The sequence below is a fragment of the Desmospora profundinema genome (assembly GCF_031454155.1).
Classification (GTDB): domain Bacteria; phylum Bacillota; class Bacilli; order Thermoactinomycetales; family DSM-45169; genus Desmospora; species Desmospora profundinema.
Genome location: NZ_JAVDQG010000001.1, coordinates 635,826 through 655,540, shown reverse-complemented (window position 1 = coordinate 655,540; position 19,715 = coordinate 635,826). Strand labels below are relative to the sequence as shown.

The 19,715-nt window shown below is 53.2% G+C and carries 25 protein-coding genes; 21 read left to right on the top strand and 4 right to left on the bottom strand.

Annotation, left to right across the window (positions count from 1 at the left end):
* Nucleotides 1-23: 23 nt before the first annotated feature.
* The 3 genes from JOE21_RS03170 to JOE21_RS03160 form a co-directional block, all read right to left on the bottom strand.
* Nucleotides 24-728, bottom strand: a complete 705-nt coding sequence (locus tag JOE21_RS03170; RefSeq protein WP_309862180.1) for a 2-phosphosulfolactate phosphatase — start codon at nt 726-728, stop codon at nt 24-26.
* Complete coding sequence (gene comA, locus JOE21_RS03165) at nt 725-1,546, bottom strand: phosphosulfolactate synthase (RefSeq protein ID WP_510183836.1); 822 nt, start codon at nt 1,544-1,546, stop codon at nt 725-727. The genes JOE21_RS03170 and comA overlap by 4 nt, the downstream gene beginning before the upstream one ends.
* A 108-nt stretch (nt 1,547-1,654) precedes the next feature.
* Nucleotides 1,655-2,935, bottom strand: a complete 1,281-nt coding sequence (locus JOE21_RS03160) for an MFS transporter (RefSeq protein ID WP_309862176.1) — start codon at nt 2,933-2,935, stop codon at nt 1,655-1,657.
* A 130-nt stretch (nt 2,936-3,065) separates the two neighbouring features.
* On the opposite strand from JOE21_RS03160, the gene JOE21_RS03155 reads away from it, so the two are divergent.
* The 19 genes from JOE21_RS03155 (at nt 3,066) to JOE21_RS03065 (ending at nt 16,269) form a co-directional block, all read left to right on the top strand.
* Nucleotides 3,066-3,497 (top strand): CD1247 N-terminal domain-containing protein, encoded by a 432-nt coding sequence (locus tag JOE21_RS03155; RefSeq protein WP_309862174.1) that lies wholly within the window; start codon nt 3,066-3,068, stop codon nt 3,495-3,497.
* A gap of 142 nt (nt 3,498-3,639) precedes the next feature.
* A complete protein-coding gene (gene spoIIIAA, locus JOE21_RS03150) occupies nt 3,640-4,605 on the top strand; it encodes a stage III sporulation protein AA (protein WP_309862173.1) in 966 nt (321 codons plus the stop codon).
* Nucleotides 4,602-5,120, top strand: coding sequence for a stage III sporulation protein SpoIIIAB (gene spoIIIAB / locus JOE21_RS03145; RefSeq protein ID WP_309862171.1), 519 nt, complete (start codon nt 4,602-4,604; stop codon nt 5,118-5,120). Before spoIIIAA ends, spoIIIAB begins: the two co-directional genes overlap by 4 nt.
* A 16-nt stretch (nt 5,121-5,136) precedes the next feature.
* Nucleotides 5,137-5,340, top strand: a complete 204-nt coding sequence (gene spoIIIAC, locus JOE21_RS03140) for a stage III sporulation protein AC (protein WP_107725316.1) — start codon at nt 5,137-5,139, stop codon at nt 5,338-5,340.
* 18 nt (nt 5,341-5,358) lie between these two features.
* On the top strand, nt 5,359-5,748 hold the full coding sequence (gene spoIIIAD / locus JOE21_RS03135) for a stage III sporulation protein AD (protein ID WP_309862167.1): 390 nt from the start codon (nt 5,359-5,361) through the stop codon (nt 5,746-5,748).
* 11 nt (nt 5,749-5,759) lie between these two features.
* Nucleotides 5,760-6,944, top strand: coding sequence for a stage III sporulation protein AE (gene spoIIIAE, locus JOE21_RS03130; protein WP_309862164.1), 1,185 nt, complete (start codon nt 5,760-5,762; stop codon nt 6,942-6,944).
* Between the two features lie 82 nt (nt 6,945-7,026).
* Complete coding sequence (spoIIIAF, locus tag JOE21_RS03125) at nt 7,027-7,671, top strand: stage III sporulation protein AF (protein ID WP_309862162.1); 645 nt, start codon at nt 7,027-7,029, stop codon at nt 7,669-7,671.
* Nucleotides 7,672-7,684: 13 nt separating this feature from the next.
* A complete protein-coding gene (gene spoIIIAG, locus JOE21_RS03120; protein ID WP_309862160.1) occupies nt 7,685-8,320 on the top strand; it encodes a stage III sporulation protein AG in 636 nt (211 codons plus the stop codon).
* Nucleotides 8,321-8,335: 15 nt separating this feature from the next.
* Nucleotides 8,336-8,911: a SpoIIIAH-like family protein gene (locus JOE21_RS03115; RefSeq protein WP_309862158.1), complete on the top strand. Its 576-nt coding sequence runs from the start codon at nt 8,336-8,338 to the stop codon at nt 8,909-8,911.
* A gap of 249 nt (nt 8,912-9,160) precedes the next feature.
* Nucleotides 9,161-9,667 carry an acetyl-CoA carboxylase biotin carboxyl carrier protein gene (accB, locus tag JOE21_RS03110; protein WP_309862156.1) on the top strand — a complete coding sequence of 169 codons (507 nt, stop codon included), beginning with the start codon at nt 9,161-9,163 and terminating at the stop codon, nt 9,665-9,667.
* A 20-nt stretch (nt 9,668-9,687) separates the two neighbouring features.
* Nucleotides 9,688-11,040: an acetyl-CoA carboxylase biotin carboxylase subunit gene (gene accC, locus JOE21_RS03105; RefSeq protein WP_309862154.1), complete on the top strand. Its 1,353-nt coding sequence runs from the start codon at nt 9,688-9,690 to the stop codon at nt 11,038-11,040.
* A 4-nt stretch (nt 11,041-11,044) separates the two neighbouring features.
* The gene (locus JOE21_RS03100; protein WP_309862152.1) at nt 11,045-11,461 is read left to right on the top strand and encodes an Asp23/Gls24 family envelope stress response protein; all 417 of its coding nucleotides are present in this window, start codon (nt 11,045-11,047) and stop codon (nt 11,459-11,461) included.
* Between the two features lie 31 nt (nt 11,462-11,492).
* Nucleotides 11,493-12,056, top strand: a complete 564-nt coding sequence (gene amaP, locus JOE21_RS03095; RefSeq protein WP_309862150.1) for an alkaline shock response membrane anchor protein AmaP — start codon at nt 11,493-11,495, stop codon at nt 12,054-12,056.
* 14 nt (nt 12,057-12,070) lie between these two features.
* Nucleotides 12,071-12,286, top strand: a complete 216-nt coding sequence (locus tag JOE21_RS03090) for a DUF2273 domain-containing protein (protein WP_309862148.1) — start codon at nt 12,071-12,073, stop codon at nt 12,284-12,286.
* A gap of 45 nt (nt 12,287-12,331) precedes the next feature.
* Nucleotides 12,332-12,748: a transcription antitermination factor NusB gene (gene nusB, locus JOE21_RS03085; RefSeq protein ID WP_309862146.1), complete on the top strand. Its 417-nt coding sequence runs from the start codon at nt 12,332-12,334 to the stop codon at nt 12,746-12,748.
* 137 nt (nt 12,749-12,885) lie between these two features.
* Nucleotides 12,886-13,746, top strand: coding sequence for a bifunctional methylenetetrahydrofolate dehydrogenase/methenyltetrahydrofolate cyclohydrolase FolD (gene folD / locus JOE21_RS03080; protein ID WP_309862144.1), 861 nt, complete (start codon nt 12,886-12,888; stop codon nt 13,744-13,746).
* A gap of 26 nt (nt 13,747-13,772) precedes the next feature.
* Nucleotides 13,773-15,209, top strand: coding sequence for an exodeoxyribonuclease VII large subunit (gene xseA, locus JOE21_RS03075; protein ID WP_309862142.1), 1,437 nt, complete (start codon nt 13,773-13,775; stop codon nt 15,207-15,209).
* Nucleotides 15,121-15,372, top strand: coding sequence for an exodeoxyribonuclease VII small subunit (gene xseB / locus JOE21_RS03070; RefSeq protein ID WP_309862140.1), 252 nt, complete (start codon nt 15,121-15,123; stop codon nt 15,370-15,372). Before xseA ends, xseB begins: the two co-directional genes overlap by 89 nt.
* Nucleotides 15,373-16,269, top strand: coding sequence for a polyprenyl synthetase family protein (locus tag JOE21_RS03065; protein ID WP_309862138.1), 897 nt, complete (start codon nt 15,373-15,375; stop codon nt 16,267-16,269).
* Nucleotides 16,270-17,010: 741 nt separating this feature from the next.
* On the opposite strand, the gene JOE21_RS03060 is transcribed toward JOE21_RS03065, so the two are convergent.
* Nucleotides 17,011-17,157 carry a hypothetical protein gene (locus JOE21_RS03060; protein WP_309862136.1) on the bottom strand — a complete coding sequence of 49 codons (147 nt, stop codon included), beginning with the start codon at nt 17,155-17,157 and terminating at the stop codon, nt 17,011-17,013.
* Between the two features lie 41 nt (nt 17,158-17,198).
* On the opposite strand from JOE21_RS03060, the gene JOE21_RS03055 reads away from it, so the two are divergent.
* Together JOE21_RS03055 and dxs are read left to right on the top strand one after the other, a co-directional pair.
* Entirely contained in the window at nt 17,199-17,822 is a 624-nt protein-coding gene (locus tag JOE21_RS03055; protein WP_309862134.1) for a hypothetical protein, read from the top strand.
* Nucleotides 17,803-19,701 (top strand): 1-deoxy-D-xylulose-5-phosphate synthase, encoded by a 1,899-nt coding sequence (dxs, locus tag JOE21_RS03050; protein WP_309862132.1) that lies wholly within the window; start codon nt 17,803-17,805, stop codon nt 19,699-19,701. Before JOE21_RS03055 ends, dxs begins: the two co-directional genes overlap by 20 nt.
* Nucleotides 19,702-19,715: the final 14 nt, after the last annotated feature.

The window sequence follows — 19,715 nt, the reverse complement described above, 5'->3', positions numbered from 1 at the left end:
GACAAGGGCATTTATTAGGTCTTTCAAGGGACGAATCGGTCTTGGTGCCACGTTGGAACGATGGAATATCGGTTGATCTGAATACAATCGTAGATATCCCCCTGCCGTCCTCGCGCTTTTAGACGCTGTCCGCTCCGGCCCAAAGACAAGAGATCTGACAACTGACCGTTTATGCTGCGGTACGCATGAAGAAGAGCGAGTCCTTCGTCATCGCAGGGGAGGGTGGGGTCTTCCTCTTTTAAATGATGCAGAATGCATCCGGCGGCGATGCCATCTTCCAGAGCAAACTCTCCCCGGGTTCCGGCACAGAGCAGGAGGATATCGTGATGGAGTGCTTTCGCCTTGTCGGCACAAGCTTTTGCATTGAGAAAACAGCCGATTAACACATCGGAGGCCCGGCTGGCTTTGACCAAGGCCCGGGTGCCGTTGGTAGTGGTCAATACAATGTCACGCCCCTTGATCCTGGAGGATGAAAAATCCGATGGGGCGTTGCCGAAATGAAATCCTTCCAGATGTTTGCCGTAACGCTCCCCGCCGATGAGGTAGCCCGCTTTGCCGAATTGACGCGCTTCCGCCACGGTTTCTGCCGGTATGATGGAAGCGGCTCCGCGGGAAAAAGCAGTCACGATGCTGCTGGAAGCACGGAACACGTCGATCACGATCACGGTCTTATGAACCAGCATCTCGCTTTTGAGAGCGTCAATACAAAATACCGTTTGTACGTTCACGTACGGCTCCCTCCCCTGAGCGGGGAAGGAAGAAAGGCATAAAATGTGTCGGAACGGAGGCCCCGTCGAAGGGATTCCACCGAGAGAATATCCCCTACCGCGATATTTCCCACATTGGCTTCCGGACCCAGCAGGCGAAATAAATGAACTTGTTGGGAATGCTGGGGACATTCCCAGATGAGGAACCGGTGATCGATTTCCTCTCCCACCTGCAGCAGGTAGTCGGAATCCAATTGTCCGTTGGCATCAAATATCCCCACGTTTTTTCCCGATTCACGCCCTTCCACAATCACGTAATCGGCTCCCGCTTCCATGTCCCGGTAAAACCCTGCAATCAGTTGGCGGATGGGAGTGGTGGACCCGCTTTCCTTTTTCCCGATTTCTGTTATGACGCGGAATCCACGGTTCCGGGCCGTTTGAATGGTGTCGATCCGTTCCTGTTCCGACAGCGAAATGGTGCCGTCGGAAATTTCCACCCATTCGAAGCCGATGGCCTGAAGAGTATCCAGATAGGGTTGAACGCCTTGTTGCTGGTAAGCCACTTCGAAAAAGGTTCCCCCGGGATACAGGTGGATGTCCGCTTCCCTGGACAGTCGCAGCTTTTCGGCCAACAGAGAAACGGGCGTCAGGACAGCGGTACCGAATCCCAGCTTCATAAAGTCGATATAGGACCCAGCCAATTGAATCACATCGCGGTACGCCCCCAGTCCCAGGCCTTTGTCGATCACCATGGTTAAGCCGCGGTCTCGCGGCTTTTCCTTGCGCTGACGGGTAGGATCTTTCAATTCCTCCCCCCAGATAAGGGAACAGGGATCCATGTTTGATTCCCTCGCTTTCGGGTGGTCAATTCCACCTCTATGGTATGCGAGGCAATCGGGACGGGTGCAACTGCCCAGCCCAGGACTCGCCCGAACCGATGATTCTTGTCAAGTGGGTTTCAGGTTACCCTTATGCAGGTAGAGGCGGCTTTGACCGTCTTTTCCCCGCAGCCGCTGGGGTTGGCGGATGGCCCATAAGGACAATAATCCCACCACGAGAGCAAGAGCCGCACTTCCCAGGAACAGCCACCATTTTTGATTGGCCAGAGCACCGAAAATCGGAGGCCCTAATGCGACACCTAAAAAACGGACACTTCCATACAGGGAGGTGACGATCCCCCGCTCTTTGGAACCCACGGCGGAGGTGATTAAGGTGTTGAGACAAGGAAGAATCAGACCAGATCCGGTTCCGATTCCGATGAGGATGGCGATCAACAGGTAAGTATTGGTGATGAAAGGAACCAGTGTCATTCCGCCGGCAACCATAAACAATCCCAGTACGATCAGCCTTCTCATCAATCGGGTTTTTTGTTTGACGTACCGGCCGGTAAGATACGATGTGGTGCACAAGGCCAAAAGGGGAATCGCCAGGATGGCACCTTTGAGCACGCCTTCGATTCCATATCGTTTTTCCAGAAAGTCGGACAAGAAAAACAAGACGCCAAACAGGATGAATAAGCTGACAGCCCCGGCTAAAAAAGCGACCAAAAGCCATCTTCCTTGCCGTTCCCATGTTTTCAGCAAATGATCTTTATACTGAGATAGGGGTTGGGCCTCCTTTTGCTTTTCGGATTCTTTTACGATATACCAAATACCCAGCGCGATGGGAATGCAGAGGATTGGAAAGAAAAAGAAGAGGGACCACCAAGTGATCAGTGCCAGAAGAGAGCCGAGAATGGGACTGACCACTTTGCCCATGCCATTGGCCGCTTCGATGATTCCCAGGGCTTGGCTTCGTTCGGCTTTCTGATAGAGATCGCTGACCAAGGCCATTGCAATGGGAGCCGTTCCAGCCGCACCTATGCCTTGTAAGATCCTTCCCGTCAGCATTAACCAAAAAAAACCTCCGCCCATCAAGGCGGCGATGCCGGTCACCAACCCTCCTGCTCCGTAAATGAGAAGAGAGGGAGCAATAATGGCTCGTCTACCCAACCGATCAGACAGAATTCCGGCAAAAGGGATGGTGATCCCCGCTCCTGCGGAAAATAAGGTGATCAAAAGGCTTACCTGAAATTTGGAAATCTCCATTTCAGACTGGATGGTCGGCAGGACCGGGATCAACATGGAGTTGCCCAAGACCATAATAATGGGAACTGAGCTGAGAATACTTAATACCCAAATTCCGGTTTTGGGTTTCGTATCGTTCGAACCGGCTTGTTCCGCAGCCATTTTTGTTTCACCTCATTATCAGCGAATTCCTTCGTTAGGTTCCCCAACTGCTTTCAAACTATCACTCGGGTATGGACGAGTCCGGTTGCGGTGAAACTACGGGTAACTTTATGGGAAGGGGCGAGAATCCTTGGAACATCAATCCAATCAATTGCGTCGGGATTTGGCGTTTATCCAAGGTCTGATGGAAGGGAACGGCGACTTGGGAAACCGCCCGGAAGGAACGGTTTTAAAGCGTCTGGTTTCTGTTCTGGATGAGATGGCAGAGGAGAACGAGCAACTCCGCCTGCGTCTGACTGAACTGGAGGAGTACGTGGAGGCCGTGGACGAAGATCTAAATGAGCTGGAATTAATTTTGTATGATGAGGATGAAGAGGGAGACGAAGAAGAAGAGGACATCGGATACTGGGAGGTTGAATGCCCGGAATGCCAACAGCAGGTTCTGGTGGACGATGAGTTGTTGGATGATGAAGAAGTGGTCGATATTATGTGTCCGCAGTGTGACCGTGTCCTGCTGGCGGACGAGGAAAACGACAAGGCGAAAGCGCATCCCACCCATTAACCGCGACAGATAGAAGATTGGAGAAACTACCAAAAAAAGCAGGTCCCTTAAGAGGGGCCTGCTTTTTTAGGCCAAGGGTCATAAAGATTGTCCCTGTGCCATAACCATTAGGTAAATCCGGCATGGACAGGAGGTGTGTGTCATGTCGTCTCCGGTTTTGGAAGTCCTGCCTCTCTCCATTCGCGAAATGCTAGAATCCCTGCCTCACTCCGTTCGCGGACGATTAGAAGAAGTGCGGATCCGAGAGGGACGGCCGCTGGAAGTGATTACACCGGATCGCAGCTGGTTTTTGGGTCCATCCGGTTTGGTCCAAGGATCGGAACGGGCCTATTTCCCCGACAGAGAAGACTGTGCCAAGATGCTCAATCTAATCAGCCATCACTCCTTATATGCCTTGGAAGAGGAACTGCGGAGAGGATATGTCACGATTGAGGGAGGGCACCGGATTGGTTTGGTTGGAAGGGCTGTGGTGGAAGGAGGGCAAGTTCGACGTTTGCGCTCGGTTTCCGGATTTAATCTGAGAATTGCCAGGGAGGTGCGGGGGGTCGCCGGGGGAGTGATTCCTTATCTTCATCATAGAGGTCGTCTCTTCAATACTTTGATTGTCTCGCCTCCCCAATGTGGAAAAACCACCCTGCTTCGCGACCTGGTTCGAGTGGTGAGTGAGGGGGAAAGAGATCTTCCTTCCCACAAGGTGGGGGTAGTGGACGAGCGGTCCGAAATTGCCGGTTGTGTCGAAGGAGTTCCCCAACATGATATCGGTCCCCGTACCGATGTACTGGATGCCTGTCCCAAAGCGGAGGGGATGATGATGATGATCCGATCCATGTCTCCGGACTTGTTGGTAGTGGACGAAATCGGGCGACATGAAGACGGTGAAGCCGTGTTTGAAGCGATGCACGCCGGAGTTCGTCTCTTCACCACCGCTCACGGCCGCTCCCTGGAGGAGGTGTGCCGCAGGCCCACTCTTTCCCGGCTGATCCGGGAATCCGCTTTTGACCGGTTGGTACTGCTCAGCCGAAAAAAGGGTCCGGGCACATTGGAAGGGATCTACGACGAATCCTTGCAACCGTTGCCTGGGAAGGAACAAAGGGTGAAAGTCCGGTGATCAAGCTGGTGGGAGCCGCTTTTATCTTGTTTGCCTCCACGGCGGCGGGTTTTTTGACGGCCAAACGCTATGCGGATCGTCCCCGTCAAATTCGTCAACTTCGCTCCGCGCTGTCCCTGTTGCAGACGGAGATTACCTTCGGTTCACGGCGACTGGATCGGGTGTGTTCGGACATTGCTCATCGGGAACCGGGGCCGATCGGAAGCCTGTTCGGTCGGGCGGGAACGTATATGGAACGGCTGGATGGAGCCTCCACCTTTGAATGTTGGCAACAGGCCGTGTTGGAGGTGTGGCCGCATACCGTCCTGAAGGATCCGGAAAAGCAGGTGCTGATCGATTTTGGCAAAACCCTCGGCATCTCCGACCGGGATGATCAGTTGCAAAACCTGCGCCGGGTGCAAAAGGCGTTGGAAAAAGAAGAGACAGATGCAAGGGATGAGCAGAGTCGCTATGAACATATGTGCCGCAGCTTGGGGGTGCTGGGCGGGGCTTTGATCGTGATCTTGATCTATTAGGTGGGGGGAGACACCGATGCCATACAACGTGGACGCCATTTTTCAGATAGCGGGGATCGGGATTATTGTCGCCATGATGCATACCGTGCTCAAACAGATGGGAAAAGAAGACTACGCCCATTGGGTCACATTGATCGGATTCATTGTGGTGTTGTTCATGGTGGTGATGCTGGTCCAGGATTTATTCCAAACGATCAAACGGGTGTTTTTATTTCAGTGAAGTAAGGGGGCGGTCCACTTGGAAATCATCCAGGTGGTGGGTTTGGGCCTGATCGCTACCTTTTTGATCCTGGTCATTAAAGAGCAGAAGCCGGTTTTTGCTTTTTTGTTGGCCACTTTTACCGGAGTCGTTATCTTTCTCGCCTTGATCGGAAAAATCGCCGACGTTCTCCATGTTCTGACCCGATTGGCTGAACAGGCGCGGGTGAACACCTTGTTCCTGGAGACCATCCTGAAAATTATCGGTATCGCCTATATCGCCGAGTTTGGTGCTCAGGTGACACGAGACGCAGGACAGGGTTCCATCGCTTCCAAGATTGAATTAGCGGGGAAGATCCTGATTATGGTGATGGCGATTCCCATCATTACGATGATGATAGAGACCGTGGTTCAAATTCTCCCTTCATAAGGATGGTTTCCATGTGTAACCACATCCGCCCGATCGTCACTTTTTTCTGTCTGCTGCTTCTTCTTCCTGTTCCTGTTGTAGCCGGGAATGAGGCGGAGACGCTGGAGGAAAAAGTGATTCAAACGCAGTTGGATCAATTGCAGACGGAAGAAGTGGAGTCCTTTTGGCGGGAATTGCGGGAGGAATACGGCCGCTTTCTTCCAGGGGAACAGGCAGACGACGTATTCCAATGGGTGTTGTCCCAAGAAAGGGGGTGGGGGTTAACCGATTGGGGCAAAGCGCTTGCCGCTTATCTGTTCCATGAGGTGTTGTATAACGGCAGGTTGCTGGGCACCATTATCGTTCTCACCGTCTTTAGTATGATCCTGCGTACATTGCAGACGGCCTTCGAGCGGAACCAGGTAAGTAAGATCGCCTATGCCATTGCGTTTATAGTGATTATCATCTTAGCGATGGACAGCTTTTCCATTGCAGTGGAATCGGCGAAAGCGGCGATCAGCCGGATGATTGGTTTCATGCTGGCACTGGTCCCGCTGGTATTGACCCTGCTGGCCTCCATGGGAAACTTCGGTTCGGTGGGGATGTTTCACCCGATGATCGTGCTCATGATCCATGTGATCGGGACCCTGATTCACACCGTGGTGTTTCCGCTTTTGTTTTGCTCCGCGATCCTGGGTATTATCAGTGCCCTGTCGGAGAAATACAAAGTGAACCAATTGGCCAATCTGTTGCGCAAAGTGAGTGTGGGCCTTTTGGGAACGCTTCTGACTGTTTTTCTGGGAGTGATCTCGGTTCAGGGAGCGACGGCGGCGGTCACCGACGGCGTGACCATCCGGACTGCCAAATACCTGACCGGCAACTTCGTCCCGGTAGTGGGAAGGATGTTCTCCGATGCGGCAGACACGGTGGTGGGAGCGTCGTTGCTGGTGAAAAACGCGGTCGGGATGGCAGGGGTGGTCATCCTGCTGATCACAATCGCCTTCCCGGCTTTAAAGATACTCTCCTTGTCCCTGGTCTACAGCTTTTCGGCTGCCGTGATGCAACCGCTGGGAAACAACCCGATCATCGAATGCCTGAATATCATTTCCCGCACATTGATGTATGTGTTTGCCGCGTTGGCCACCGTGGGATTAATGTTCTTTCTGGCGATCACCATCATCGTGGCGGCGGGCAACCTGTCAGTGATGATCCGATAAAGTCAAACTTGGTTCAGGTGGATTTCCACTGAGGGTGGAGAGACTGATCCCATCTGTTGGGTAAGAGGGGAAGGAGATCGCCATGATTGAGTGGTTGAGTGACTGGTTGAAACAGATCGTCATTCTGGTGCTAATTGCCACTTTCCTGGATCTCCTGTTGCCCAACAATGCCCTGGAGCGGTATGTCAAGCTGGTGATGGGACTGTTGATCATTTTAGCGATGCTGGTACCGATCTTTGACCTTTTCCATGCAGACTGGGATTTTACGGATTTTATCTTGGATCGAGCGGTTCAACAAGAATCGTTGGATCCCATTCACAAGATCAAACAGGATGCGAAAACATTGGCGGGAAATCGGGAAGGATTGGTGCGGGAAGAGGTGGAGCAACAACTGGGAGAGAGCATCGGTTCGGAGGTTTCCCAGCGGTTCAAGATGGAAGTGACAAGCATCACTGTCCAACTAGAGACTGGAGATGACGGATCAGTTGATGGAATTAAACAGGTTCGGATCACACTCCAACCGGCGACCGAAAAAAAAGAAGGGAGCCGACAAACCAGACCGGTGGATGAGGTGAGTCCCGTGATTGTGGATCTGGATAAAAGGGGGGAATCCCCGCCGCTGGACCGGAAGCAAGATGGGCGAAGTGCCGAGATCGCCTCATTTGTGGCGGAAAAATGGGAAATGCCCGTCGGGCGGGTACACGTGACGGTGGAAGAAGGTTCTTGAGGGGGGAATCCAGGTGTTGAAGCGATTGTTGGACCGGGTGGAGCAATCGTTGGGGGGAGGGGAGCAAGGGACGAAAAAAGTGGGCACCTTCCGGTGGCTGTTGATTATCGGTTGCCTGGGTGTGGCCCTGATGATTCTCTCTTCTTTCTTTTCCGTCCATGATGATGTCCTGCCTCAGGAATTGCCTTCGGGCAAGGAAGATGAGACTAGCGAAAAGGCATGGAACAGCAAAAAAAGTAACACGATGACAATGAAAGATTATGAATCGATGTATGCCAGCGAGTTGTCGGAAGTGTTGGGGAAAGTGGTCGGGGTGGATGATGTCTCCGTCATGGTGAATCTGGAATCTTCGGAAGAAGAAGTGGTGGAGAAAGATATCAGAAGAAACGAGCAAGTGACCGATGAGAAGGATCCCAAGGGGGGGACCCGCAGGATCCAGGAAAGCAGTAAAGATGAAAAGGTGGTGTTGCAACGAGGAGGAGATGGAGATGTGCCGATTGTGGTGAAAAAGGTGAAGCCGAAGGTGAGAGGCGTGTTGGTGGTCGCCAAGGGAGCGGAAAATCTGCAGGTGAAAGCGGCGATCATCGAAGCGATCCAGCGAGTGTTGGATGTGCCGGTCCATCGCATTTCTGTTTTGCCAAAAGGATAATGGGGAGGGTGTCAAATGAACATGAATAAGCAGACGGTTTGGTTGGTTACCATGCTGACCTTGATGGTGGTCCTGTCGGCATACTATATCGTGACCGGTCCGGTGGAACCGGCCGGACCGGCGGCAGTGAACGATGATGAAGGGCTTGACGCCAAAGTGAAGACTGAAGAAAAAGAGCAACCCGCTGAATCCGGAAAGAAAGAGAAAGAAGAGGATCAGACCACTTCCAAGGAAGCAGAAAGCGATTACTTTGTCGGCTATCAATTGCAGCGAAATTCGCTTCGCTCCAAGATGACCGAAGAATACATGCAAATCCTGACCGATCCGGAAGCCTCAGAAAAACAATTGTCCGAAGCACGGGCCAAGATCGATGAATTGATGAAAGTGGATAAATCAGAGTCCGTGATGGAGGACCTGATCCGGGAAGAAGGGTTCCGTGATGCGGTGGTGATTACCAACGAAAACAACTTTGTCGATGTGATTGTCCAGTCTGAAAAGATGTCCAATGAACAAGTGGTCAAGTTGGTCAGTATGGTGAAGCAACACATGGATGTTCCTGCCCAACACGTATCCGTCGCCTATCGGGATTAAAAAAAGAATGACGCAACCCTCTCGTTATGGAGGGTTTTTCTTTTTCACTCCGCGGGCAAAAAAGGGCAAGATTGATTCCTCCGTTCGGACAACGTAAAATGAACATAGGTTTTTTTATGTTTTCCGGGGAGAAACCGTCGCCGACCGTGGCTAAGACAGGCTCTTTTGCGTCAAAGACGGTGGGAATCCCCTTCGCCTCATCTTTCCAATATAAAAATCAGATCCGTACATACGGGAGGAGTAGACGAGATGAAAATGCACGAGATTCGGGAACTGATTCGCTTAGTGGATGAGTCCGAGATTGATGAATTTGAATTGGATAATGATGGAACAAAAATTGTGATCAAGAAGAAAGTCGGCGAGCGGAGGGCAGTTGCCGCGCCCCAGGTGGTGGAAGAGCGGCCGGCTGTATCGGAGCCGGCTGCCCAACCTGTCGCCGCACCGACGGCTTCGGTACCGGCCCCGGCCAAGGAAGCACCGGCACCGGACGCGGTGGAAGCGGAAGATGAAAGTGGTCTCCATCAGATTGTTTCTCCGATGGTGGGAACCTTTTACCGAGCCCCTTCCCCCGATTCGGATCCCTATGTGGATAAAGGCAGTCAAGTGAATGAGAAGACGATCGTCTGTATTGTGGAGGCCATGAAGCTGATGAACGAGATCGAGGCGGAAGTGAAGGGCGACATTGTTAAGGTACTGGCGGAAAACGGACAGCTGGTGGAGTACGGGCAACCGCTGTTTTTGGTTAAGCCGGAGTGAACAGCGGAGGGAGAGAGATCATGTTTAATAAGGTTTTGATCGCCAACCGAGGTGAAATTGCCGTTCGAGTGATCCGTGCCTGCAGGGAGCTGGGGATCGCCAGCGTAGCGGTATACTCTGAAGCAGATCGGGACGCCCTTCATGTCAAGTTGGCCGATGAGGCGTACTGTATTGGCCCGGCACCTGGCAGGGAAAGTTACTTGAATATGACCAACCTGATGAGCGTGGCCACCCTGGTGGAGGCGGATGCCATTCATCCGGGGTACGGATTTTTGGCCGAAAACGCTGATTTCGCCGAGCTGTGTGCGGCTTGCAACATCACCTTCATCGGTCCGGATCCGCAAGCGATCCTCCGTATGGGAGACAAAACCACAGCCCGGGATACCATGAAGGCGGCAGGGGTACCGGTTGTTCCCGGAACCGAAGGGGTGATTGAAGATGTGGAAGAAGCGGTGGAGACCGCCCGCAAGATCGGTTATCCCGTCATCGTCAAGGCAACTGCCGGCGGTGGTGGGAAGGGGATGCGTGTCGTTCATGGCGAAGATGAGTTAAAACGTGCCGTGAACACCGCCCAGCAAGAGGCGGAAGCCAACTTCGGCAATCCCGGTGTCTATTTGGAAAAATACCTGGTGGAGCCCAGACACATCGAAATTCAAGTGCTGGCGGACGGGTACGGGAATACCATCCACCTGGGAGAGCGGGATTGTTCCATTCAGCGGCGCTATCAGAAACTGGTCGAGGAAGCGCCGTCCCCTGCTTTGGATCCTGAGTTGCGGGAACGGATGGGTCAAGCGGCGGTGGCTGCAGCAGAAGCAGTTGAGTACACCGGCGCCGGCACGGTGGAGTTTCTTTTGGATAAGGACGGCCGTTTTTACTTTATGGAGATGAACACACGAATTCAGGTGGAGCACCCCGTTACGGAATTGGTTACGGGTGTGGATTTGGTGAAAGAGCAGATTTTGGTGGCTGCAGGACATGCCCTTAGCCTCTCTCAGGAAGAAATGGTCATCGAAGGCCATGCCATTGAATGTCGGATTAATGCGGAAGACCCGGACCGTAAATTTATGCCGACTCCCGGCGAGATCCGATTTTACTTGCCTCCCGGTGGTGTGGGGGTGCGAGTGGACAGTGCCGCTTATCCCGGTTATCACATTCCGCCGTATTACGATTCGATGATTGCAAAGCTGATTGTATGGGGGAAGGATCGACCGGAAGCGATTCGGCGCATGAAGCGGTCCTTGGCCGAATTTGCCATCGAAGGCATTAGTACTACGATCCCGTTCCATATGAAACTGTTAAATAACCGGAAGTTTAACGAAGGAGACTTCCACATCCAATTCCTGGAGAATACCAACCTCGATGAGGAGGATTAAACAGATGACAAAAGAAGAGCAGATGAAAGAAACGCACCAAACGGGACTGGGCAAGGTGGAGATTGCACCGGAGGTTATTCAAATTATCGGGGGGCTGGCTGCCATTCAGGTGGAAGGGGTAGCCGGAACCAGTGGGGGTGTAGTGGACGATATCAACCAATTCCTCGGGCGAAAAAACCCGAAACACGGCATTAAAGTGGAATTGGGTGAGGATGAATTGGAGGTAGCCGTCTCCATCATCGTCCATTATGGTCACCATGTACCCGATGTGGCGGTAGAAGTGCAACAGCAGGTTAAAGGTGCGATCGAATCCATGACAGGCTTGACGGTAAACAAGGTATTGATCCGGGTGGTGGAAGTGAAAATTGAGGGAGAAGCGGAGGATACACGAGAAACAGACCATCATCAACGGGTAAGATAATCGAATACCACCGGGAAGGGGAAATCAGGGGATGAATGCACAACACCGGCTACTTCTGCTCATCTTCAGCCTGATTCTGCTGGTTGTGTCAGGGATTGGAGCCCTGATCGCTTTCGACGTTGGCGTTGGTAAAGAAGAGACCGTCACCCGGTGGATGGCAAACGTGTACCATGATTCCCAGATCCGATGGCCCATATTGGTCACCAGTCTGATCCTGGTATTGGTCTCGTTACGCGTCATCATCCAACTATCGGTTAACCGGGATCGAGACAGAGGAGTCGATCGGATCACGGAATTCGGTCATGTCCGCATCTCGCTCAAGACGTTGGAGAGCCTGGCTTTACAGTCCGGAAACCGCATTAAGGGCATTTACGATCTATCCGCGCGGGTGCGGCATGACGACACGCATTCCTCTGTGGGAATCGGGTTAAAATTGACAGTGGACGGGGATATACCGATTCAAACGTTGTCTGAGGAGCTGCAACAAACGGTAAAAACGCATGTGGAAGAAGTCGCAGGAGTGACTGTTCACCAGATTTCCGTTTACATAGCCGACACTGTCCAGCCGGATCGAACACCGATCCCCATGGATTGAGAGGTGCGCCACAGATGGAACAATTATGGGAAACGCATCGTGGAAGGTTGACGGGCCTGGTGATTGGCCTGATTTTGGGACTTATCTATCTGATTGCTGGTTTTTGGAAGGCGATTGGTTTTGGTGCTTTTCTCTTGGCCGGTTATTTGATTGGGCAACAATTGGACGACCGCGATGGATTTAAGGATATGCTGGAGACGGTCAATCCCGGAAAATGGTTGCGAAAATGACGATCCCAGCCCTTTCGGCTCGGGGTCTTTTTTAGGGGGATGCGAATGTCCAGACGAAAAGTGCGTGAGAAGGCGTTGCAAGCATTGTATCAATTACAACTAAACAAACAGGACAAAGAAGAATGGTTGCGACGGGAAGATCGGAAGCTGGCTGATCCGATCGATCCCCGGGACCGAGAGTTTTTCGGGAGGTTAGTACAGGGAGTGATACAAAATCAAGAGCAGCTGGATCAACAAATTGAAGGATATTTAAAAAAAGATTGGACCCTTTCCCGACTCTCTTTGGTTGATCAGATGATTTTGCGACTGTCTGTATATGAACTGCTTCATGAACCAGATATACCGAATCGCGTTAGCTTAAATGAAGCGGTTGAGTTGGCAAAAACATTCAGCGGCGACGAATCTCCCAAATTTATTAATGGTGTGTTGGCCAGCTTCCTGCGTGACCGACAAGGGGAGTAAACCGGTGGGGGGGAGGTTGGGATAAAATCGAACATTCAATGAGAATAGAAGTTGAATGTTCGTGTATTTTCTTTACAGTCCCACAGACAAAAGGTAAACTGGGGTCGTGGAAATTTTCCTGAAAGGGGTCATGCAGGGTGGTACGGGGAGAAGTGATTGATGGGAAGCAGATCGCGAAGGAGATTCGTCTTGAACTGAAAGAGGAAGTGGAGAGGCTGACACGTTTGAACGTGCGTCCGGGGCTGGCCGTGATTCTGGTGGGGGAAGATCCGGCATCCCAAACGTATGTCCGGGGGAAAGTTCGTGCCTGTGAAGAGGTGGGCATCTATTCAGAGTTCATCCAATTACCGGCAGAGACGTCTGAGAAGGATTTATTGGCCCGAATCGACCGGTTAAACCGGGATGCCGCCATTCACGGCATCCTTGTTCAATTGCCCTTACCGAAACAAATCTCTCCCGATCGGGTTATTGCGGCGATTGATCCGGAAAAAGATGTGGATGGATTCCATCCGATTCAGGCCGGCCGGTTGCTGACGGGATTGGATGCCTATCTTCCTTGCACTCCTCATGGTATACTCCAATTGTTGAAGCGGACGGGTATCTCTCTTGAAGGGAAGCACGCTGTCGTAGTCGGCCGCTCCAATATCGTCGGCAAGCCGGTTTCTTTGCTATTGCAGCGGGAGAACGCGACGGTCACCATGTGTCATTCCCGTACGAAGGATTTATCCTATCATACGCGACAGGCGGATATCCTGATTGCAGCGGTGGGCCGCTATCACATCATCGGAGCGGAGCATGTTAAAGAGGGAGCGGTGGTGATCGATGTGGGCATGAACCGCTCTCCGGAAGGAAAGTTGGCCGGTGACGTCGATTTTGAAGCGGTACGCACGCTTGCGTCCCATATTACGCCTGTACCGGGGGGAGTGGGTCCGATGACCATTGCCATGCTGCTTCATAACACGATTCGGTCTGCAGAGAGAATGGCCGCTTCGACCTGACGGCATTGAAATGGAGGGATCCCGGTTTGGAAACCAGGCGGCATCAGAGCGTTACCGAGCTGATTCAACACCTGGGTCACGTCATCGATCACGATGAATGGTTATCCCGGGTGTGGGTAGAGGGAGAGATCTCCAACTTTAAACATCATGCCCGCGGACATATGTATTTTACCTTGAAGGATGATCAGACCCGGATTCGGGCGGTGATGTTTGCCGGACACAACCGACGCCTCCGCTTTCGTCCCAAGGACGGGGATGATGTGTTGGTGCGGGGGCGTGTGGCTGTATACGAGCGGGATGGTCAAGTACAATTGTATGTCAGCTCTATGCAGCCCAAGGGTATCGGCGACCGCTTTCTGGCCTTTCAGGAACTGAAGGAGAAATTGGAGGCGGAAGGTCTTTTCTCCCCATTGTTTAAACAATCCCTCCCCTTTTTACCCCGGCGGGTAGGAGTGATCACTTCGGCTCAAGGGGCGGCGGTTCGCGATATTATCACGACGATCCGTCGACGCAGTCCGGTGGTGGATATTTTGTTGTACCCCGTTTCCGTGCAGGGGGAGGACGCTGCACCGCATATTGCTGCCGCCCTGGACGAGATGAATCGGCACGGGGAAGTGGATGTCATTATTGTCGGTCGCGGCGGCGGCTCTCTGGAAGAACTATGGGCATTCAATGAAGAAGAAGTGGCCCGGGCCATTCATCGGTCATGGATCCCGGTCGTATCGGCGGTGGGACATGAAACGGACACCACCATCGCCGACCATGTGGCCGATGTACGGGCAGCCACTCCTACGGCAGCGGCGGAATTGGTGGTCCCTCGTCATGATGAGCTCTGTCTCCGGATTAAGACGCTGCTCCAACGCCTGGAGCGAACACAGCGGCGACAGTTGGAAGCGGCCCGTTCCGATTGGACGCGGATGGTACGTCGCAGGGTGCTGCAACGGCCCGGTGCTCAGTTGGAACGGTTTGAGCAGCGGCTGGATGGGCTCACCGATGATTTGATTCGCTCGATTGGCTCCCGGTTTCCCCAATGGCGACATGGCCTCAAGCACAGGCGGACACTGCTTTTTTCCCATCATCCCGCCGACCGGCTCCCTTTTTTAAGGAATCGTTTGGATCAATGCACCTTGGAGGGGAGACGTCGGATAGAAACCCGACTGACCGCCGCGCGAAATCGGTGGCTCAGGCGTGTGGACCGTCTGGATGCCATCAGTCCGCTGAAAGTGATGGGGCGCGGGTATTCCCTCGTTTTTCGACATGGGGATGGAGAGCTGGTGAAAAGCGCCCGCAGAGTGGAAGCGGGCGACCTGATCCAGGTGAGATTGGCGGATGGACGTCTGAAGTGTCAGGTGTGGGGAAAGGAGGAGTGGATCGATGACGGAAAAACATCCGGCTCAGCAACTTCCCTTCGAAGAAGCGATGAAAAAGCTGGAAGAGGTGGTGGAACGTCTGGAGAGCGGTGACGTTCCCCTGGAGGAGTCGATTCGACTGTTTGAAGAGGGGATGCGGTTGTCCCGCATATGCGGGGAGAAATTGGACCGCATGGAGCAACAAGTGGAGATGTTGGTCCGAGAAAACGGGGATTGGGTCAAAAAACCCTTTGACCCACAGGAGGGTCGAGACTGAGTGGAAGCGATACAAATCTATCTCAAACAACGGGCGCAAGTGGTTGAAAAGGCGCTGGAACGCGATTTAACCGAGATGACCGGTGTGCCGGACACCCTGCGGGAAGCGATGAGATATTCGCTGTTGGCAGGCGGGAAACGGCTCCGTCCCATCTTGGTTTTGTCTGCTGCAGAAGCGGTGGGCGGGAAAGAAGAAGAGGCACTGCCGTTCGCATGTGCAGTGGAAATGATCCATACATATTCACTCATTCATGACGATTTACCATCGATGGACGATGATGATGTTCGACGGGGCCGACCCACCAACCACAAGGTGTTTGGAGAAGCAATGGCAATTTTGGCGGGTGATGCGCTCCTGACGCGCGCTTTTGGTTTGATGGCGCAAGGGGCGAGGTATTCGAACCTGGAACCTGCCAGGGTTCTGGCTCTGATCGCGGAAGGGTCTGCCCGTTCCGGTGCCGAGGGGATGGTTGGCGGTCAAGTGAAAGATATTCAAGCGGAAAACCGGTCCATTTCCCTAGAAGAACTTCAGGATGTCCACCGTTCAAAAACCGGAGATCTGATCACCTATTCGATTCGGTTGGGTGCCGGTGTAGGCGGTGCATCTGATTCCCAGTTGGAGGCGTTGACCGGTTTCGCCGAGCGATTGGGACTTGCTTTTCAAATCCAGGATGATGTATTGGACGTCATTGGGGACCAGGAAGCCATCGGCAAGCCGGTGGGCAGCGATGAATCCAAAAACAAGTCGACCTATCCCGCCTTGTTGGGGTTGGAAGAGTCACGAAATTGGGTACGCCGCTTGGTGGCGGAAGCCAAGGATCTGCTCGCTTCTGCCGGGGGAATGGATGATAGGCGCTTGACGGAAATCGCCGACTATCTTACCGTGAGGGATCGATAGTGTTCTTTTCACCATTGGCTCGGAAATCCCGTAAAGTGGCTTGCCGCGTATAGCGAGATGAATGTAATCGAGACGAGACTTGGTGCTTCGGGAGTGCATGGGAACGTAAATCGGAAAAGCAGGTTGACCGCCTCCCTCAGTGGGAGAACCCTGCCTTTGCGTTGTCGCTATCTGCAGGGTTATGATATAATAAGCCCAATGTTGGGGTGGCACAGTATTCTAGTCGGCTCACCTCCTCTGAAGGCGGGGCTAAAAATCCGCCAAAGGGCACAACGATGAAGTTCTTGGTGTTGGCTTCTGACGCCCAGTCGGGGGCTGATGCTGAGAGTTAAGGGGGAAGGGCGATCCACAAGGGCATGTGGGCGTTGACCCTCCCCCCGCGGAGGCCCAAGTGCGTGGCTTAGACGTCACCGAACGTCGGCGATGGCTTGGGGTAGAAACCTGCATGTGGGCGTGGGGACCTGATATGCAGCGTAGCCTGCCTTGAGTGGCTTTGCGGGGATTCGGCTTCACCGATGAAAGCAATGCTGCAAAAGAGGCTAGGGGGAAGGGAAGAGCCGCCGAGGAAAACTCCTAGACTGAATGCTCTGGCATGGCGGATCGGGGATTGAAGTGCGGACTAAGTGGCAATCCAGTCCAGCGTGTGGCAACACCGCTGAGGGAAGGGTAATGGGAAACCGCCTCGACGGCGACGACGGGGTCTCTTCCTTGGGAAAACCTACTGGACCTAAGCCGCAGTATTTACCCGGTTCGTTGCCACTCCACCGCCATACTTGCTTGATTAACGATAATAGAGTAGGTCTGATCGGCCGTTGGCGACCGGCCAACGGTTTGCCGCCGCCGGTCATGCCACAGCGGAAATGCCGGCCGCCCCCAGCGGTTCGGCATTCCTTCTTTAGGGGTTCAGTTTAAAGGAGTATGAGTGATGCATGTGTGATATTATAAGGCAATCGTTACGGTGGGCCATTTTGGTCAGTATCGTAACCGCTCTCTTGGCCATGGTACTTTCTCTGGTATCAAGCAGTTTCTTAAATGGCCTGCCGTGGCAGGGTGGTTTACTGGTGGTCCTGTTTATCGTGTTGATCGGAGTGTTTTTCGACATGTTGGGGATCGCCGCCACAGCTGCGGAGGAGCGCCCGTTTCATGCGATGGCCTCCAAAAAAGTGGCCGGAGCCAGACAATCGATTGGAATCGTTCGAAAGGCGGACCAGTTCGCCAATTTTTGCAACGACGTCATTGGCGACATCAGCGGAGTCGTCAGCGGGGCGGCGGGCTTTGCCGTGGCGGCCGCCTTGATTTTATCGATGGATCTGCCGAGCGGCAGTCATTTTATGGCGGAAACCCTGTTGATCGGCTTCATTTCCGCACTGACTGTGGGCGGAAAAGCGTTAGGTAAGTCGCTGGCCATCCGTTACGCCAATGAGATGGTCTTTCAAATGGGCCGGATATTCTATTTTCTTGAAAATCGATTTCATATTCGGGTATTCAACGTAAAGAATAAGAAAAAACGCAAGCGAAAGCGAGGGGTTCTTCGTGCACCTCGAACAGATTAACAGTCCGGAAGAATTAAAGAAATTGCCGGTTGAGGAGCTCCCCGGTCTGGCTGAAGAGATCCGCCATTTTCTCATGGAGAGCTTGTCGGTGACAGGGGGTCATCTCGCCTCCAACTTGGGCGTGGTCGAATTGACGATGGCCCTTCACTACCTCTTTGACAGTCCGCGGGATCAGTTCCTTTGGGATGTGGGCCATCAAGCCTACGTTCATAAGATACTGACCGGCCGCCGGGAAGACTTTCCCACTCTCCGGCAATATCAGGGGTTGTGCGGGTTCCCCAAGCGAAATGAAAGTGACCACGACGTGTGGGAGACCGGTCACAGCAGCACGTCTCTTTCTGCGGCGATGGGGATGGCAGTTGCCCGGGATTTAAAAGGGGAAAACAACCGGGTGATCCCCATTATCGGAGATGGAGCGCTCACAGGCGGAATGGCCTGGGAGGCGCTTAACCACATCGGAAATGAAAAACGGGATATCACCGTCATTCTTAATGACAACGAGATGTCCATTTCACCCAATGTGGGAGCGTTGCACAAATATCTGGGCCGTCTGCGGACACACCGTCACTATCACAAAGTGAAAGAAGAAGTGGAGTTTCTGCTGAAGAAAATTCCGACCGTGGGCGGAACGATGGCCGCGGCGGCGGAGCGCGTCAAAGACAGCCTTAAATTCCTGGTTGTTTCCGGTGTGCTGTTTGAAAAACTGGGCTTTACGTATCTGGGGCCTGTTAATGGCCATAACATGGACGAGCTCATGGAATGCCTGAAGCAGGCGGACCGGACCAAAGGTCCTGTCTTGGTTCATGTGGTTACGGTCAAAGGAAAAGGATACCTGCCTGCGGAACAGGATGCGGAAGGCTACCACGGGGTGGGGAAAAACTATAAGTTGGAAGCCAACAAAGGCGTGAGAAAAGTGACTGCCAAAGGCCCGGTGAAGTATCCCAAAGTGTTTGGTGACACGTTGATCCGCTTGGCCGAAGAAGATGAGCGTGTGGTCGGAGTGACGCCTGCCATGCTGGGGGGGTCCGGCATGAACGAATTTGCCCAGCGGTTTCCCGACCGTTGCTTTGATGTGGGCATCGCCGAGCAGCATGCTGCCACGTTTGCAGCAGGGTTGGCTACCCAGGGGCTCAAGCCGGTGTTGGCCATCTACTCCACTTTCTTGCAGCGGGGATATGATCAATTGATTCACGATATCGCCCGTCAGAAACTAAACGTTGTTTTGGCTGTAGACCGGGCCGGATTTGTGGGTGCGGACGGTGAGACGCACCAAGGGGTTTACGATATCGCCTTTATGCGTTGCGTCCCAAACATGGTGGTGATGATGCCGAAAGATGAAAACGAATTCCAGCATATGTTGTATACCGCATCCCGCTTTGACGGTGGCCCTATCGCCGTCCGTTTCCCGCGCGGAACCGGATTGGGTGTGGAGATGGACGCCGAATGGCAGGAGATCCCTATTGGCCGGTCGGAAGTGCTTCGAGAAGGGCGCGATGTTGCGCTCCTCGCTTTTGGAACGATGGTTCCCTTGGCGATGGAAGCAGCGGACCAGCTTGCTCGGGAGGGGATTCGCGCCAAAGTGGTTAACGCCCGCTTCGCAAAACCCTTGGATACCGAGCTGTTGGATCAGTTGTGTGAAGACTCCACCCCTATCGTTACCATTGAAGAAGGCTCTTCCATCGGTGGATTTGGCAGTGCGGTATTGGAATACTATGCGGGGCAAGAGGCGCACAACCAGTCCGTCAAAACCATCGGGGTCCCGGATTACTTTGTGGAGCATGGCGATGTGGACAGCCAACGGCGAGAAGTCGGCCTGACGGTGGAGAACATTGCGAGCACCGCTTATGCCATGGTCCCATTGCAACGCCGCCGGGCTTAAGGAGAGAAGGCGTT

Excerpts from the sequence above, each read along its gene's own strand:
- comA (WP_510183836.1), bottom strand. The coding sequence starts at position 1,546 with ATGGATCCCTGTTCCCTTATCTGGGGGGAGGAATTGAAAGATCCTACC.
- JOE21_RS03160 (WP_309862176.1), bottom strand. The coding sequence starts at position 2,935 with ATGGCTGCGGAACAAGCCGGTTCGAACGATACGAAACCCAAAACCGGA.
- spoIIIAA (WP_309862173.1), top strand. The coding sequence starts at position 3,640 with ATGTCGTCTCCGGTTTTGGAAGTCCTGCCTCTCTCCATTCGCGAAATG.
- spoIIIAC (WP_107725316.1), top strand. The coding sequence starts at position 5,137 with ATGCCATACAACGTGGACGCCATTTTTCAGATAGCGGGGATCGGGATT.
- spoIIIAE (WP_309862164.1), top strand. The coding sequence starts at position 5,760 with ATGTGTAACCACATCCGCCCGATCGTCACTTTTTTCTGTCTGCTGCTT.
- spoIIIAF (WP_309862162.1), top strand. The coding sequence starts at position 7,027 with ATGATTGAGTGGTTGAGTGACTGGTTGAAACAGATCGTCATTCTGGTG.
- JOE21_RS03115 (WP_309862158.1), top strand. The coding sequence starts at position 8,336 with ATGAACATGAATAAGCAGACGGTTTGGTTGGTTACCATGCTGACCTTG.
- accB (WP_309862156.1), top strand. The coding sequence starts at position 9,161 with ATGAAAATGCACGAGATTCGGGAACTGATTCGCTTAGTGGATGAGTCC.
- accC (WP_309862154.1), top strand. The coding sequence starts at position 9,688 with ATGTTTAATAAGGTTTTGATCGCCAACCGAGGTGAAATTGCCGTTCGA.
- JOE21_RS03100 (WP_309862152.1), top strand. The coding sequence starts at position 11,045 with ATGACAAAAGAAGAGCAGATGAAAGAAACGCACCAAACGGGACTGGGC.
- amaP (WP_309862150.1), top strand. The coding sequence starts at position 11,493 with ATGAATGCACAACACCGGCTACTTCTGCTCATCTTCAGCCTGATTCTG.
- JOE21_RS03090 (WP_309862148.1), top strand. The coding sequence starts at position 12,071 with ATGGAACAATTATGGGAAACGCATCGTGGAAGGTTGACGGGCCTGGTG.
- nusB (WP_309862146.1), top strand. The coding sequence starts at position 12,332 with ATGTCCAGACGAAAAGTGCGTGAGAAGGCGTTGCAAGCATTGTATCAA.
- xseB (WP_309862140.1), top strand. The coding sequence starts at position 15,121 with ATGACGGAAAAACATCCGGCTCAGCAACTTCCCTTCGAAGAAGCGATG.
- JOE21_RS03060 (WP_309862136.1), bottom strand. The coding sequence starts at position 17,157 with ATGCCGAACCGCTGGGGGCGGCCGGCATTTCCGCTGTGGCATGACCGG.
- JOE21_RS03055 (WP_309862134.1), top strand. The coding sequence starts at position 17,199 with ATGTGTGATATTATAAGGCAATCGTTACGGTGGGCCATTTTGGTCAGT.